The sequence below is a fragment of the Conexibacter sp. CPCC 206217 genome (assembly GCF_030646165.1).
Lineage (GTDB): Bacteria > Actinomycetota > Thermoleophilia > Solirubrobacterales > Solirubrobacteraceae > Conexibacter.
Map to the genome: position 1 here is coordinate 82,344 of NZ_JAUTDO010000006.1, position 15,584 is coordinate 97,927.

Below are 15,584 nucleotides of genomic sequence, written 5' to 3' on the forward strand. Positions count from 1 at the left end.
CAGCCTATCTTGATAACGCCGCCGCCGCGACTGACAGAAAATCCTCCAGGCGCTGCTGGCGGCGGTCGTCGGTGACGGCGAGATGGATCTCCAGCACCTCGGCGCCTGCCACCGGGCGGTGGACGAGGCCCGGGCGGGCGTAGGAGCGCGCGACGCTGCGCGGCACCATCGCGATGCCGAGGCCCGACGCGACCAGTTCGAACTTCTCCTCCACCGACGCGGTGCGCCGTGCGGCGGCGTCGATGATCGTCTCGCCGTCGAGGTCGGCCGCGGTCAGGCGGCGCCGCGACGCGAGGCGGTGGGTGGCCGGCATGCAGGCGACCTTCGGCTCGCTGCCGACCCGGATCGTGCGCAGCCCCTCGGGGTCGAACGGCTGGCGGATGCAGGCGACGTCGGCGCGGCCGTCGCGCAGCGCCTCGGCCTGGTCGTACCAGTGCAGGCGCAGCAGTTCGACCTCGACGCCGGGGTGCGCTGCGCCGAACGCGCGGACCGCGGGGGAGACCTGCAGGCCGGGCGCGAAGCCGACCACCAGGCGCTCGACGCCGCGCGCGGCCTCGTGCGTACGGCGGGTCGCCGCGGCGGCGGTCGCGAGCACGCCCGGCACGTCCGCATACAGCTGCCTGCCGGCCGGCGTCAGCTGCACGCTGCGGGTGGTGCGCACCAGCAGCGCGCAGCCCAGTTCCTGCTCGAGCGCGCGGATCTGCCGGCTCAGGACCGGCTGCGCGATGTAGAGCTGCTCGGCGGCACGGCCGAAGTGCTCGTGCTCCGCGACGGCAGCGAAGTAGCGCAGCTTGCGCAGATCCAGATCCATGCCTTCACGGTATCAATGCCCGTGAAGAGGTATTGGACGCGCGGCGCGCGCGAGCGCAGAGTCACTCGCATGATCGTGATCACGACACCCACCGGCCAGATCGGCCGCCAGGTCCTCGAACGTGTCCTCGACAGCGGCGAACCGATCCGCGTGATCGCCCGAGACGCCTCCCGCATTCCCGTCCAGACGCGCGAGCGCGTCGAGCTCGTGGAGGGCTCGCACGGCGACGCCGCGGTGGTCGAGCAGGCGTTCGCCGGCGCCGACGCCGTCTTCTGGCTGCCGCCGCCGAACCCGCGCGCCGACAGCGTCGAGGCCGGCTACACCGACTTCACCCGCCCGGCCTGCGCCGCCTTCGAGGCGCACGGCGTCAAGCGGGTCGTCGGGATCTCGGCGCTCGGCCGCGGCGTGACCGACCGCGCTGGGCTGGTGACGGCGTCGCTGGCGATGGACGACCTGATCGCGAGCACGGGCGTGGGCTACCGCGCGCTGACGATGCCGTCGTTCATGGACAACGTCCTGCGCCAGGTCGGATCGATCAGGGACCAGGGCGTCTTCTTCTCGCCGCTCTCCGCCGATCGCAGACTCCCGCTCTGCGCCACCCGCGACATCGCCGCCGTGGCGGCCGAGTTGCTGCTCGACGACTCCTGGAGCGGCCAGGGAAGCGTCCCGGTCCTCGGCCCCGAGGACCTCTCCCACGACGAGATGGCGCAGATCATCTCGCAGGTGCTCGGCAAGCCGGTGCGCTTCCAGCAGATCCCCGGCGAGGCGTTCAAGGCGCGGCTGCTCGAGTTCGGGGCGTCGGAGGCGATCGCGCAGGCGACGCTCGAGATGATGGAGGCGAAGGACGCCGGCCTCGACAACGCTGAGCCGCGCACGCCGCAGGCGACGACGCCGACGAGCTTCCGGCAGTGGTGCGAGGAGGTGCTCGCGCCGGCTGTGGGGGGCTGAGCGGGGAGGAGGCGCTTGTCGCCGGCTCCAACCCGGCCGCCGCTGCGCCCGCTGCGCCGTGCCGCGCCGGCAGTAGCGTGACCCGCCATGACCGCGCGACCCGTGCCGCCGCTGCCGGACGTCGACGATGCGCTCGCCGCGCCCTTCTGGGCCGCCGCGCGCGAGCGGCGGCTCGCGCTGCAGCGCTGCGGCGCATGCGGATACGTCGCGTGGCCGCCCGCGCGCGTCTGCCCCGACTGCCTCGCGCAGCGGCTGCGCTGGGAGGCGGTCGCGCAGACGGGGGAGATCTGGAGCTTCGCGGTCTACCACCGCGCGCTGCATCCGGCGTTCGCCGCGGCGGTGCCGTACGCCGTGCTCGCCGTGACGCTCGACGCCGGACCGCTGATGATCGGCGCGGCGGTCGACGCGATCGACCGGCTCGCGGTCGGGGCGCGCGTGCGCGTGCGCTTCGAGGACGTCGCCGCGCGCGTCACGCTCGTGCGCTTCGCGCTCGACGACGGGACCGCGCCAGGAGCTCCGCGATGACCGCCGCGCAGTCGCGCAACAACGCCGCGATCGTCGGCATCGGAGCGACTGCGCAGGGGGAGCATCCGGGGCTCGCGGCCGACGATCTCGCGGTCGACGCCGCGAAGAGCGCGCTCGCCGACGCCGGCATCGCCAAGCACGAGGTCGACGGCCTGATCAGCTGCCGCACGCTCGACGGGCACGGCGACGACGTCGCGGTCGGCGCGCTGCTCGGGCTCAACCCGCGCTACAGCGCGGCGCTCAGCTACGGCACCTGCAACTTCTCGCTGCAGCTCGCGGCGATGGCGATCGCGAGCGGGCTCGCGCGCACGATCCTGCTCGTCTACGGCGCCAACCAGCGCACCGGCAGAACGGACTTCGCGCAGACGCAGGAGGCGCGCGACTTCGCGCTGCCGCACGGCTTCGTCCACATCGCCGGCCCGGCCGCGCTCGCCTTCCGCCGTCACCAGCACCTGTACGGCACGACGGAGGCGCAGCTCGGCGCGATCGCGGTCGCGCAGCGCCGCTGGGCGCAGCTCAACCCGCTCGCGATCTTCAGATCGCCGCTGACGCTCGACGCCTACCTCGCCAAGCCGTACCTCGTCGCTCCGCTGCGTCGCGACGACGTGACGATGATCTCCGACGGCGGCGTCGCGGTCGTGATGACCGCGGCAGAGCGCGCCGCCGCGCACCCGCACCCCGCGGTGCTGCTGCGCGGCATCGCGCAGACCGCCGCCCTGCGCCAGAGCCAGAACCCCGACAACCTGCTGCGGCCATGGCTGAAGCCGGTCGCCGAGCGCGTCTTCGCGGCCGCGGGGATGCGGCCCGGCGACGTCGACGTCGCGTACTTCCAGGACCCGACCTCGGTGTGGGTGCTGCAGCTGCTCGAGCACTTCGGCTTCTGCGACCCGGGTGAGGCGGGGCCGTTCGTCGCCGACGGCCACACGGCACCGGGCGGCGCGCTGCCGGTCAACACCAACGGCGGGCAGTTGTCGGAGAGCTACATGTGGGGCTGGCTGCACGTCTGCGAGCTGGTGCGCCAGCTGCGCGGCACGGCCGGGCCGCGCCAGGTGGAGGGCGCGAGCGTCGCCCTGCACGCGTCGACCGGCGCCTTCTTCAAGGGCGCGGCGACGATCTTCGCGCGGGACTGACGGCGGGCCGCGCCCGCAGCGCCGGGCGCCGCTCGCCTTCGGCAGCTCCGCGTGCCACGCGCGCGGTGCGCTCGCGGCCGGCCGCGCTCAGTCGAGCACGAGCAGCGGATCGCCTTCCGAGACCGCCTGGCCCTCGCTGACGAGGACCTCCTTCACGGTGCCGGCGTCCTCGGACTCGACCGGCATCTCCATCTTCATCGACTCGAGGATCGCGACGACGTCGCCCTCCTCGACGGCGTCGCCGGGGGCGACCAGCAGTCTCCACACGCTGCCCGTCAGGTGCGCCTCTACGTTGGTCATGGCGTGCAACCTAGATGGGGGTCAGTGGATGGCGATCAGCGTCGCCAGGCGCGCGTAGTGGAGATCGACAACGGCGCCGGAGGCGCGTGCTGACCGCGATCCCGCACGGGTCGGTGCAGCGGCTAGCGTCGGCTCGACCCGGATCAGGATCGATGGAGGTACGCCCAGATGCAATCCGCCGAGCCCGCCGCGGCCGCAGACGCCGCGGCCAGCGCCGCCGCGCCCACTGACGCCGCGCCGGGCGCCGCAGCCGACACCGCGCCGACCGGCTGGGAGCCCGAGCTGGAGGAGATGCGCCGGCGCGAGCAGCTGGCCGCGCGGATGGGCGGCGAGGAGCGCGTCGCGCGGCAGCACGCGTCCGGCCGCCTGACCGTGCGCGAGCGGCTGGAGCTGCTGCTCGACCCCGGCACATGGCGCGAGACCGGCGGCCTGGCGGGCGTCGGCAGCTACGACGACGACGGCCGCCTCGTCGAGTTCGCGCCCTCGACGATGGTCGTCGGGCAGGGCGAGGTCGACGGCAGCGCGGTGGTCGTGCAGGGCGACGACTTCACCGTCAAGGGCGGCGCCGGCGACGACGCCGTCTGGCGCCGTATGACGTGGGCCGAGCGCGCCGCGCACGACCTGCGCCGCCCGCTCGTGCGGCTCGTCGACGGCACGGGCGGCGGCGGCAGCGTCAAGACGCTCGCGTCCGCCGGCTACGCCGCCTTCCCGTCGCTGGCGGGCGGCGACCTCGCGATCGCCAACCTCAGCCGCGTCCCGGTCGTCGCGGCCGCGCTCGGTCCCTGCGCGGGCCTCGGTGCCGCACGCGTCGTGCAGAGCCACTTCAGCGTGATCGTGCGCGGCACCGCGCAGCTGTTCATCGCCGGGCCGCCCGTCGTCGCGTGGGCGATGAGCGAGCGGCCCGACAAGGAGGAGCTGGGCGGCGCGCGCGCTCAGGTGAAGGCGGGCGCCGTCGACAACGAGGCCGCGAACGAGGAGGACGCGATGGCGCAGCTGAAGCGCTTCCTCTCCTACCTGCCGCCGAACGTCTGGACGGCTCCGCCGGTCCACGCCGCGACGGATCCGGTCGACCGCCGCGAGGAGGAGCTGCTGTCGATCGTCCCGCGCGACGAGCGGCGCACGTACAAGATGCGGCGGATCGTCGAGCTGGTCTTCGACCGCGGCAGCGTGTTCGAGCTGGGCGCGCGCTTCGGCCGCTCGACGATCACGGCGCTGGCGCGCCTCGACGGCAAGCCGGTCGGCGTGATCGCGTCGGACCCGACGCACTACGGCGGCGGCCTGACCGCGTCGGCGGCCGAGAAGCAGACGCGGTTCGTCGACATGTGCGACCAGTTCCGCCTCCCGGTCGTCAACCTCGTCGACCAGCCCGGCTTCGTCGTCGGCACGGAGTCCGAGCGCGCCGGCACGATGCGCCGCGGGTCGCGCCTGATCGCGGCCGTGATGCAGGCGCGCACGCCGTGGTGCTCGATCATCGTGCGCAAGTGCTTCGGGATCGCGGGTGCCGCGCACGGCGACGGCTCGCGGCTGAACCTGCGCTACGCGTGGCCGAGCGGCAGCTGGGGCTCGCTGCCGATCGCCGGCGGGCTGGAGGCGGCCTACCGGCGCGAGCTGGAGGCGGCCGAGGACCCGGTCGCGCTGCGCGCCGAGATCGAGGCGCACCTGCGCGCCGTCACCTCGCCCTTCCGCACCGCGGAGCGCTTCTCGATCGAGCACGTGATCGATCCGCGCGACACGCGCCGGCAGCTGTGCCTGTGGGCCGCGCAGGCGTACGACATCGTGCGCCAGGACGTGGTCAGCGAGGAGCCGATCCGCCGCCGCGGGCTGCGGCCGTGATCGTAGAAGTCGACAACGCGTGCGGGCGCGCGCCGCCCGCACGCGCCCGGGCCGCGGATAGCTTCGGCTCAGTCAATGCTCGCCCCGCACGGCGAGCGCACCGCCGCAACGGAGAGAGATGGCTGACGACACGCACGGCACGGCCGAGGCAGCGCCTCGCCTGTGGGCCAAGGGACGACGGTGGGAGGACTTCACCGTCGGCGAGCGCTTCGAGCACCACTGGGGCCGCACGCTCTGGCACGCGGACAACGCGCTCTTCAGCACGACGACGCTGTCGTGGCTGCCGCTGCACCTGAACGAGGCGTACGCGCGCGAACAGGGCCACGAGACGGTGACGCTGCATCCGCTGCTGCTCTTCTGCACGGTCCTCGGCATGTCGGTCGAGGACCTCAGCGAGAGCGGCGGGGCGTTCCTCGGCGTCGACGACCTGCGCTTCGCGCGGCCCGCCTACCCGGGCACGACCGTGCGCGCGCGCAGCACCGTGCTGTCCAAGCGCGCGTCCGGCTCGCGCCCGACGCAGGGCATCGTCACGTGGCGCACCGAGGGGGTCGACCAGGACGGTCGCCTGCTGCTCGAGTTCGAGCGCACCAATCTGATTCTGAGAAGGGACGGCTGATGGCATCGGCGTTGCTGTCGCGCGAGCGCGCGAACCTGATCGCGGAGGCGCGCGAGTTCACGCGCGAGGAGGTGCTGCCCGTCGCCGGGCCGCTCGACAGCGCTCAGAAGGACATCCCCGACGAGCTGATGGACAAGCTCGCCGAGCGCGGCTACTTCGGCATCATCATCCCCAGAGACCACGGCGGGATGGGCCACGGGGTCTTCGAGTACTGCATCATCAGCGAGGAGATCTCGCGCGTCTGGATGAGCGCCGCGAGCGTGCTCGCGCGCGCCCAGGGGATGGGCACCGCCGTCAGGGACGCGGAGTGGCGCGAGGAGCTGATGCGCAGAGCCGCGGCGGGCAGATGGATCGCCGGCGCGGCGCTGTCGGAGGCCAACGCCGGCTCCGACCTCGCGGGCGTCGCCACGAGCGCGGTGCGCGACGGCGACGACTACGTCGTCAACGGCGAGAAGAAGTGGTGCGGGATGGCGAAGGTCGCCGACTTCATCATGCTGCTCGCGCGCACCGGCGAGGAGCGCATCAAGGGGCTCGACACGTTCATCCTCCCCAAGCCGCGCCACACGCTGCCCGACGGCGTCACCGGCGAGGTGCTGCCGAAGATCGGCTACCACGGCATCACCTCGTGGGAGCTGACGCTGACCGACGTGCGCGTCCCGGCCGCCAACATCCTGATGCAGGGCGATCAGACCGGCACCGGCTTCTACGACATGGTGAGAATGCTGAACCGCGCGCGCATCCACACGGCGGCGCGCTCGGTCGGCGCCGCGCAGGGCGCGCTCGACGAGGCGACCGAATACGCCAAGGGCCGCAGGCAGTTCGGCAAGGCGATCAGCGAGTTCCAGGCGATCCAGTTCAAGCTCGCCGACATGGCGACCGAGATCGAGGCCGCGCGGCAGCTCTACTACTACGCCGCCGAGCTGCTCGACGCGGGTGAGCGCTGCGAGAAGGAGTGCTCGATGGCGAAGCTGTTCGCCAGCGAGATGAGCGAGCGCGTCACGAGCGAGGCGCTGCAGATCCTCGGCGGCAACGGCTACACGACGCGCTACTCGGTCGAGCGCCACTGGCGCGACGCGCGCCTGACGAAGATCTTCGAGGGCACCTCGGAGATCCAGAAGGTGATCATCAGCCGCAGACATCTGGCGGAGGCGGCGGCGTGAGCAGCCTCGTCGGTCATGACAACTTCTTCGAGGACTTCGTCGTCGGCGACCGCTTTCGCCACGCGCGCGGCAAGACCGTCACGGAGCTGGAGACGATGACGCTCGCGCAGCTGGTGATGAACACCTCCGACGGGCACTTCAACGCCGACAGAATGCAGCACAGCGAGTTCGGCGCGCCGCTCGCGTTCGGCGGCGTCGTGGCGGCGATCGTCTACGGGCTCGCCAGCCAGGACACCGCCGAGCAGGCGATCGAGGAGCTGGGCTTCGAGCGCATCCGCTTCCCGCGCCCGACCGTCACCGGCGACACGCTGTACGCGCAGACCGAGGTGCTGGAGCGCGAGGAGCGCGACGACGCCAGCGGCACCGTGCGCTTCCGCCATCTCGGCCTCAACGCCGACGGCGAGACGGTCTGCGAGCTGGAGCGCCGCGTGCTGCTGCGGCGACGGCCGAGGGAGGGGACATGACCGGACCGCTGCAGGGCGTGCGCGTGATCGACCTGACACATGCGCTCGCGGGGCCCTACGGGACGATGCTGCTGGCCGACCTCGGCGCCGACGTCGTCAAGGTCGAGCCGCCGCAGGGCGACCTCGCGCGCGGGCTCGGCCCGTACCGCGACGACGACGAGCAGCACGCCTACGGCGGCCTCTTCCAGAGCGTCAACCGCGGCAAGCGCAGCATCGTGCTCGACCTCAAGACGGCCGAGGGGATCGACACGCTGCTGGCGCTCGTGTCGGAGGCGGAGGTGCTGGTCGAGAGCTTCAGCGTCGGCGTGATGGAGCGGCTCGGCGTCGCCTACGAACGGCTGCGCGGGATCAACCCGCGGCTCGTGTACGCCTCCACGCGCGGCTTCGGCGACCCGCGCACGGGCGAGTCGCCGTACGCCGCGTGGCCGGTCGACGACGTCGTGCTGCAGGCGATCGCGGGGCCGCTCGGGATCGCCGCGGCGTCCGCATCCGCCGCCGGCGACGACGCGGGCGAGCCGCCGGCCGAGACGGGCCTGCGGATCGCCGACATCTTCCCGGGCACGCTGACGGCGCTCGGCGTCGTCTCGGCCGTCCTGCACGCGCGCAAGACCGGCCAGGGGCAGTACGTCGACGTCGCGATGTACGACGGCGTGCTGTCGCTCTGCGAGCGGCTCGTCTACGAGCACTCCTACGGCGCGGCGGCCGGCGGCGGCGCGCGCGACGGGGACGGCAACGGCGGCGCGCGCGGCGGGGACGGCGACGGCGAGGCCGACGCGACCGACGGCGCGCCGATCGACGTCTCCGACGACGGGGAGCTGGGCGTGCTGCCGGCGAAGGACGGCTGGATCGCGCTGGCCGCGCCGACGCGCGACAGCTGGCGGCGGCTGTGCGAGCTGATCGAGCGGCCCGACCTCGTCGACGACGAGCGCTTCGCCACGAAGCGACGGCGGCGCGGCCGCCGCGACCAGGTGCGCGCGCAGCTGAGCGAGTGGACGCGGCCGCGCACGCGGCGCGAGATCCTGCAGCGGCTCGGCGGCGAGGTGCCGGCGGCGCCCGTCAACAGCGCCGCCGACATCTTCGCCGACGAGCACCCGCGCCGCCGCGGGATGCTGCTCAGCGTCCCGCACCCCGGCTGCCCTGAGCCCGTCGTGATCGCCGGGCAGCCGATCAAGTTCACCGCGACGCCGTCGGAGCTCGGGCGGCGCGCCCCGCTGCTGGACGAGCACGGCGACGAGATCCGCTGCGAGCTCGCGCCCGACCAAGGCGCGCAGCTCGACGCGCGCGTCACCGGACTGGAGACCATCTGATGACCGACACCCAGGCGCTGACGCGCTACGACGCGTTCGTCGACGGGGGCTGGCGCCCCGCCGGCGACGGCGAGACGATCGCCTCACTGGACCCCGCGACCGGCGAGCCGTTCGCCGCGGTCGCCGCGTACTCCGCCGACGACGTCGACGTCGCGGTGCGCGGCGCCGACGCCGCCTTCCCGACCTGGCGCGACACGCTCCCGGCCGAGCGCGGCCGCGTGCTGACGCGGATCGCGCAGCGGATCGAGCAGGAGCTGGACCTGCTGGTCGAGCTGGAGACGCGCGAGGTCGGCAAGCCGCGCATGACGGCCGTCAACGAGATCCGCGGCGCGGCGCGCTACTTCGAGTACTACGGCGGCATGGTCGACAAGCTGCAGGGCGAGACGATCCCGCTGGGGGAGGGCTACGTCTCGTACACGCGCCGCGAGCCGTACGGCGTCGTCGGCGCGATCATCCCCTGGAACGGCCCGCTGAACCAGGCGGCGCGCAGCATCGCGCCGGCGCTCGCGGTCGGCAACGCCGTCGTCGCCAAGCCGGCGGAGCAGACCTCGATCAGCTGCCTGGAGCTGGCCCGGATCGCGGTCGACTGCGGCCTGCCGGCCGGCGTCCTCAACGTCGTGCCGGGCTACGGCGCGGTCGCCGGCACCGCGCTCGTCGCGCACCCGCGCGTGCGCAAGGTCGTCTTCACCGGCTCGGTCGCGACCGGCCGGCGCGTCGCCGCGGCCGCCGGCGAGCGGCTGATCCCGGTCACGCTCGAGCTGGGCGGCAAGTCGGCCAACATCGTCTTCGCCGACGCCGACCTCGACGTCGCCGTGCGCAGCGCGTGGAGAGTGATCAACCTCAATTCGGGCCAGATCTGCTCGACCGGCTCGCGTCTGCTCGTGCAGGACGAGATCCACGACGAGGTCGTCGAGCGGCTCGTCGAGCTGAACCGCGGGCTGCGGATCGGGCCGACCGGCGAGGATCCCGACATCGGTCCGCTGGCGACCGCCGAGCACCGCGACAAGGTCGTCTCGTACCTCGAGATCGCCGAGCGGGACGGCGCGAGCGTCGTGAGCGGCGGGGTGCCGGAGCAGCTGCCGCAGGCCGGGGCGTTCGTGCGCCCGACGATCTTCACCGGCGTCACCAACGACATGCGCGTCGCGCGCGAGGAGATCTTCGGCCCGTTCCTGTCGGTGCTGCGCTTCCGCGACGAGGAGGAGGCGCTGGCGATCGCCAACGACAGCGACTACGGCCTCGTCGCCGGCCTGTGGACGCGCGACCTGTCGCGCGCGCACCGGATGGCGGCGCGGCTGGAGGTCGGGCAGGTGTTCGTCAACGAGTACCTCGCGGGCGGCGTCGAGACGCCCTTCGGGGGCGTCAAGGACAGCGGCTTCGGACGCGAGAAGGGCATCGAGGGCGCGCTCGCGTACACGCACGTCAAGACGGTGATCGTGAGGCTCTGAGGCCTCGTCACGGAGAGAGAGGAGACGAGAGCGATGACAGTCAAGCTGCCGTGTGCGGCGACCCGCGCCGCGCTGAACGAGGACCCGGAGTTCCTCATCAACGCGCGCCTCTGGAACGTCGGCATGAAGCTGCGCGTCGGCGAACAGGCGTACCTCGTGCAGATCGAGGATGGGAAGGTCGCGCGCTTCACCGACGAGCCGGACCAGTTCGACACCTGGACGATCTCGATCGGCGGGCCGGAGGACGGTTGGGAGAAGCTGCTCGAGCCGGTCCCGCCGCCGTTCTACCAGGACTTCTTCGGCGCCTTCTTCCGCCACGACTTCGAGATGGGCGGTGACCTCGCGTCGCTGTACGCGTCCTACGGCGCCGTGCGGCGGCTGCTCGAGGTGCTGCGCGAGACCCACAACCTTCAGGAGGCCTGACGCGATGGCCCGCTTCGCCGACGTCAGCGGACGCTACGTCTACCTCGAGCTGCAGGGCGTCGAGTACCGCGTCTACTTCGAGCAGGCCGGCAGCGGGATCCCGCTGCTGTGCCAGCACACCGCTGGCGCCGACGGACGCCAGTGGCGCCACCTGCTCGAGGATCCCGAGATCACCTCGCGCTTCCGCGTGATCGCGGCCGACCTGCCCTACCACGGCAAGTCGCTGCCGCCGACCTCGCTGGAGTGGTGGAAGCAGGAGTACGCGCTGACGCAGGCGTTCTTCATGGAGTACACGGTCGCGCTGGCGCACGCGCTGGAGCTGGAGGACCCGGTCTTCATCGGCTGCTCGATGGGCGGTCACCTCGCGCCCGACCTCGCGCTGCACCATCCGGACGAGTTCCGCGCGGTGATCGGCGTCGAGGCGGCGATGAACAGCCACGGCGCCGACGGGCTGATGCAGTGGTACTTCCACCCGCACATCTCGAACACGTTCAAGGCGGAGCACATGCACACCGTCTGCGCGCCGCAGAGCCCCGAGGCGTACCGCCGCGAGACGGGCTACCTCTACAGCCAGGGAGCGCCGCAGGCGTTCAAGGGCGACCTCGCCTACTACCTCGTCGAGCACGACGTGACGCACACGGCGAAGGAGATCGACACCTCGAAGGTCGCCGTCCACATCCTCAACGGCGAGTACGACTACTCCGCCGCGCCCGCGGACGGGCGCGAGCTGGCGGACGCGATCGAGGGCGCGACGTTCGTCGAGATGAAGGGCATCGGCCACTTCCCGATGTCGGAGAACCCAGAGGTCTTCAAGCGCTACCTGCTGCCCGTGCTCGACCAGATCGAGTCGGCCCAGCCGGCGCGCGCCGCCGCCCGCTGAGGGCGCGGCGACGACATCCGCAGAAAGGCATCGATGACCCAGACCCAGGACAGCGCCGTGGCGATCCGCAAGCGCCGCTTGCGCCGCTCGGAGCTTGCGACGCCCGCCTCCAACGAGCGCATGATCGCCTCCGCCGCGGCCGGCGACGCCGACCTCGTCTTCCTCGACATGGAGGACGCCGTCGCGCCGTCGGAGAAGGTGAGCTGCCGCGCGAAGGTCAGCGAGGCGATGCGCACGCTCGACTGGGGCGGCAAGGTGCGCGCCGCGCGCATCAACGCGCTCTCGACGCCGTGGGGGCACGACGACGTGCGTCACCTGATCGCCGAGTGCGGCAACGAGCTGGACGTGATCGTCGTGCCGAAGGCCGAGACGGCCGCCGACGTGCACGAGCTGGAGCAGCTGGTGACGCAGCTCGAGCGCGAGCACGGGATCGAGCAGCCGCTCGGCTTCGAGTTCCTGATCGAGGACGTGCGCGCGCTGATCAACTGCGAGCAGATCGCGACCGCGAGCCCGCGGATGGAGGCGATCATCTTCGGCGTCGGCGACCTCGCCGCCTCGCAGGGGATGCGCCTGTTCGAGTTCGACGGCGCCAACGACGCCTTCGGCGGCGACCCGCTCGCGTACGCGCGCACGAAGATCGTCGTCGCGGCGCGCGCGGCCGGGATCGACGCGATCGACTGCCCGTTCGGCAACTACAACGACCCCGAGACCTATCGCATCCAGGCCGGACGCGCGGCCGTCCTCGGTGCCGTCGGCAAGTGGGCGATCCATCCGTCGCAGATCCCGCTCGCGCACGCGGCGTTCACGCCGCCGGCGCCGCAGGTCGCGCGGGCGCGGCGGCTGATCGAGGCGATCGCCGAGGCGGAGGCGAAGGGCCTCGGCGCGGTCACGGTCGACGGCGAGATGGTCGACATCGCGTCGGCCAAGATCATGCAGAGCATCGTCGACTTCGACGACCTGATCGCCGCGCGGGCGCGAGCCGAATAGGGCGCGAGGACGGCGCACGGTGGAGGAGAGAGCGATGACGACGAGATCCGCAGACGCGACGACGGCGATCTCCTGCCGCGCGCTGTCGCGCTCGTTCGGCGGCACGCGCGCGCTGCGCGACGTCGACCTCGAGATCCCGGCTGGGAGCGTGCACGCGCTCGTCGGCGAGAACGGCGCGGGCAAGTCGACCTGCCTCGGCGTGATCGCCGGGCGGATCGCGCCCAGCAGCGGCGAGGTGCGCGTCTTCGACGAGCGCTTCGCCTATGGCGACCCGCGCGCCGCGATGCGCCTCGGCGTCGCCGCCGTCTACCAGGAGCTGACGATCATCCCCGCGCTGAGCCCGCAGGTGAACGCCTTCCTGGAGGCGCCGCCGACGCGCTGGGGCCTGATCCGCAAGCGCGCGATGCGGCGCCGCTACGTGGAGGTCTGCGAGCAGCTCGGGATCGCGCCGGCGCCGGACGTGCCTGCCGGCGAGCTGGCGGTCGGCGCCCAGCAGCTGGTCGAGATCGTGCGCGGGATCAGCGCGCAGGCGCGCGTGCTGCTGCTCGACGAGCCGACCGCGGCGTTGGCGATCGCCGAGCGCGACGCGCTCTTCCGCCTCGTCGGATCGCTGCGCGAGCGCGGCGTGACGATCGTGTTCGTCTCGCACAACCTCGACGAGGTGCTCGAGAACGCCGACGCGATCACGGTCTTCCGCGACGGCGAGCTGGTCGCCACGCGCCCGCGCGCGGAGTGGACCAAGCGCGACCTGGTCGCGAGCATGCTCGGCTCCGACAAGGCCGCGGCCGGGCTCGTCGCGGCGGAGCTGGACGAGGCGGATCCGGCGGCCGCGGTCGCGGCGCTCACGGCGACCGTCGCGGACGCGCCGGTCGTCGGCGAGGCCGCACCTGGCGCCAGCCCGTCCGAGCCCGGCGAGCTGGCCTTGCGCGTGCGCGGGCTCTCGATCCCGCGCCGCCTGCACGGCGTCGACCTCGACGTGCGCCGCGGCGAGGTGCTCGGGCTCGCGGGGCTGATGGGCTCCGGGCGCACGAGCGTGCTGCGCGCGCTTGCCGGCGCCGAACCCGAGGCGGACGGCGAGCTGGCCGCCGGCGATCGTTCGCTCGGCTGGCCGCGCAGCCCGCGCGCCGCGCGCCGGCTCGGGATCGCCTTCATCCCCGAGGACCGCAAGGCGCAGGGGCTGGCGCTGGAGATGTCCGCCTCCGACAACGTCGCGCTGCCGGACTTCGGCGCCACGGGCCGGCTCGGCCGCGTCAGCCCGCGTGGCGTCGCCCGCCGCGTCGCGCCGCTGCTGAGAGCGGTCGGCGTCGACGCGTCGAAGGCGCGCGTGCCGGCGCGCACGCTGTCGGGCGGCAACCAGCAGAAGCTGCTGGTCGCGCGGGCGCACTTCGAGCAGCCCCGGATCCTGCTGGCCGACGAGCCGACGCGCGGCGTCGACATCGGCGCCAAGACGGAGATCCTGCAGGAGCTGCGCCGGCTCGCGCACGACGAGGGGCTGGCGGTCGTGCTGGTCTCCTCCGAGCTGGAGGAGGTGACGGCGTTCAGCGACCGCGTCGTGCTGATGGTCGAGGGGCGGGTGCACGGGACGTTCGACAACCGCGGCGGCGGCGTGACGCCGTCGACCCTGCTGATGGCCGCGTTCGGCGCGGCCGCGGAGGTGGCGTGATGGGCAATCGCGAGGTCGGCGCGCGGCCAGCCGCCGCCGAGGATTCCGGCGGCCGGCTGACGGCCGCGTTCGCCGGTCGAACACGGCCGCAGGACTGGGCCGCGATGCCGCGCGCCGGCGGGCTGCTGCAGCGCTACGGGATCGTGCTCGTGCTCGTCGCCGTGCTGCTGCTGGCGTGGTCGCAGAACGCGAACTTCTTCGAGTGGTCCTCCTTCCAGACGGTGCTGTCGCAGAACGCCGCGATCGGCGTCGTCGCGGTCGGCATGACGTTCGTGCTGATCGCCGGCGGGATCGACATCTCGGTCGGCGGGATCTACGCGGCCGGCTCGGTCGTCTACACGAAGGTCGGGATCGACCATTCGCTGACGCTCGCGCTGATCGCGGCGCTCGCGGTCGGCGTCGCGCTCGGATCGTGCAACGCGCTGCTGACGACGAAGCTGCGCTTCAACGCCTTCGTGACGACGCTCGGCACCGGCTCGATCTTCGCCGGCGGCGTCGTGCTGTACGGCGGGATCGACGCGATCGTCCCGACCAATCCGAGCTTCGGCACGCTCGGCAACGGCATGGTCGGCCAGCTTCCGTACATGGTGCTGGTGCTGATCGGCGCGGTCGTGATCGGCGCGCTGCTGCTGCACCGCACCAGCTTCGGCGCCGCGCTCTACGCCGTCGGCGGCAACCTCGAGGCGAGCCGGCTCGCCGGGCTGCGCACCGACACGCTGCGGGCGCTGACGTACCTGATCAGCGGCGCCTGCGCCGCGCTCGCGGGCGTGCTGGTCGCGTCGCAGACGGGCGTCGGCCAGTCGAACATCGGCGGCAACGTCGCGCTCGACGCGATCGTGATCGTCGTGATCGGCGGCACGTCGCTGTTCGGCGGGATCGGCGCGATGTGGCGCACGGGGGTCGGGATCCTGATCCTCGCGACGATCAACAGCCTCTACAACGTGCTCGCGATCAGCCAGTCCGGCCAGTCGCTGATCACCGGCACGATCCTCGTGCTGGCGCTCGCGATCGACGCCCTCACCCGGCGCGCGTCATGAGTCAGCGCGCCGCCCGATCGTCGCTGTCCCCGGCAGCCCCCACCCACGACGAGGA

The 15,584-nt window shown here is 72.9% G+C and carries 16 protein-coding genes; 14 read left to right on the top strand and 2 right to left on the bottom strand.

Annotated features, from left to right (window positions below; all coding sequences use genetic code 11):
• Window positions 1–4: 4 nt before the first annotated feature.
• On the bottom strand, window positions 5–811 hold the full coding sequence (locus Q7L65_RS17410) for a LysR family transcriptional regulator (RefSeq protein ID WP_304722977.1): 807 nt from the start codon (window positions 809–811) through the stop codon (window positions 5–7).
• Between the two features lie 69 nt (window positions 812–880).
• On the opposite strand from Q7L65_RS17410, the gene Q7L65_RS17415 reads away from it, so the two are divergent.
• The 3 genes from Q7L65_RS17415 (at window position 881) to Q7L65_RS17425 (ending at window position 3,414) form a co-directional block, all read left to right on the top strand.
• On the top strand, window positions 881–1,759 hold the full coding sequence (locus Q7L65_RS17415) for an NAD(P)H-binding protein (protein WP_304722979.1): 879 nt from the start codon (window positions 881–883) through the stop codon (window positions 1,757–1,759).
• Window positions 1,760–1,846: 87 nt separating this feature from the next.
• On the top strand, window positions 1,847–2,284 hold the full coding sequence (locus Q7L65_RS17420) for a Zn-ribbon domain-containing OB-fold protein (RefSeq protein ID WP_304722981.1): 438 nt from the start codon (window positions 1,847–1,849) through the stop codon (window positions 2,282–2,284).
• Window positions 2,281–3,414, top strand: a complete 1,134-nt coding sequence (locus Q7L65_RS17425; RefSeq protein ID WP_304722983.1) for a hypothetical protein — start codon at window positions 2,281–2,283, stop codon at window positions 3,412–3,414. The genes Q7L65_RS17420 and Q7L65_RS17425 overlap by 4 nt, the downstream gene beginning before the upstream one ends.
• Window positions 3,415–3,501: 87 nt before the next feature.
• On the opposite strand, the gene Q7L65_RS17430 is transcribed toward Q7L65_RS17425, so the two are convergent.
• Entirely contained in the window at window positions 3,502–3,714 is a 213-nt protein-coding gene (locus Q7L65_RS17430) for a biotin/lipoyl-binding carrier protein (RefSeq protein ID WP_304722985.1), read from the bottom strand.
• Between the two features lie 291 nt (window positions 3,715–4,005).
• Between Q7L65_RS17430 and Q7L65_RS17435 the strand changes: the two genes are divergently transcribed.
• From Q7L65_RS17435 to Q7L65_RS17485, 11 genes are all read left to right on the top strand, one after another.
• Window positions 4,006–5,547: an acyl-CoA carboxylase subunit beta gene (locus Q7L65_RS17435; RefSeq protein ID WP_370552587.1), complete on the top strand. Its 1,542-nt coding sequence runs from the start codon at window positions 4,006–4,008 to the stop codon at window positions 5,545–5,547.
• A gap of 118 nt (window positions 5,548–5,665) precedes the next feature.
• Window positions 5,666–6,163 (top strand): MaoC family dehydratase, encoded by a 498-nt coding sequence (locus tag Q7L65_RS17440; protein WP_304722989.1) that lies wholly within the window; start codon window positions 5,666–5,668, stop codon window positions 6,161–6,163.
• Window positions 6,163–7,323, top strand: a complete 1,161-nt coding sequence (locus Q7L65_RS17445) for an acyl-CoA dehydrogenase family protein (RefSeq protein ID WP_304722991.1) — start codon at window positions 6,163–6,165, stop codon at window positions 7,321–7,323. The genes Q7L65_RS17440 and Q7L65_RS17445 overlap by 1 nt, the downstream gene beginning before the upstream one ends.
• Complete coding sequence (locus Q7L65_RS17450) at window positions 7,320–7,787, top strand: MaoC family dehydratase (protein WP_304722993.1); 468 nt, start codon at window positions 7,320–7,322, stop codon at window positions 7,785–7,787. The genes Q7L65_RS17445 and Q7L65_RS17450 overlap by 4 nt, the downstream gene beginning before the upstream one ends.
• Window positions 7,784–9,094, top strand: coding sequence for a CaiB/BaiF CoA-transferase family protein (locus tag Q7L65_RS17455; protein WP_304722995.1), 1,311 nt, complete (start codon window positions 7,784–7,786; stop codon window positions 9,092–9,094). Before Q7L65_RS17450 ends, Q7L65_RS17455 begins: the two co-directional genes overlap by 4 nt.
• Window positions 9,094–10,539 (top strand): aldehyde dehydrogenase, encoded by a 1,446-nt coding sequence (locus tag Q7L65_RS17460; protein WP_304722997.1) that lies wholly within the window; start codon window positions 9,094–9,096, stop codon window positions 10,537–10,539. Before Q7L65_RS17455 ends, Q7L65_RS17460 begins: the two co-directional genes overlap by 1 nt.
• 33 nt (window positions 10,540–10,572) lie before the next feature.
• Window positions 10,573–10,962, top strand: coding sequence for a hypothetical protein (locus Q7L65_RS17465; RefSeq protein ID WP_304722999.1), 390 nt, complete (start codon window positions 10,573–10,575; stop codon window positions 10,960–10,962).
• Between the two features lie 4 nt (window positions 10,963–10,966).
• Window positions 10,967–11,842 carry an alpha/beta fold hydrolase gene (locus Q7L65_RS17470; RefSeq protein WP_304723001.1) on the top strand — a complete coding sequence of 292 codons (876 nt, stop codon included), beginning with the start codon at window positions 10,967–10,969 and terminating at the stop codon, window positions 11,840–11,842.
• A 33-nt stretch (window positions 11,843–11,875) separates the two neighbouring features.
• A complete protein-coding gene (locus Q7L65_RS17475; RefSeq protein ID WP_304723007.1) occupies window positions 11,876–12,829 on the top strand; it encodes a CoA ester lyase in 954 nt (317 codons plus the stop codon).
• 34 nt (window positions 12,830–12,863) lie between these two features.
• Entirely contained in the window at window positions 12,864–14,492 is a 1,629-nt protein-coding gene (locus tag Q7L65_RS17480) for a sugar ABC transporter ATP-binding protein (RefSeq protein ID WP_304723009.1), read from the top strand.
• A complete protein-coding gene (locus Q7L65_RS17485; RefSeq protein ID WP_304723012.1) occupies window positions 14,492–15,529 on the top strand; it encodes an ABC transporter permease in 1,038 nt (345 codons plus the stop codon). The genes Q7L65_RS17480 and Q7L65_RS17485 overlap by 1 nt, the downstream gene beginning before the upstream one ends.
• Window positions 15,530–15,584: the final 55 nt, after the last annotated feature.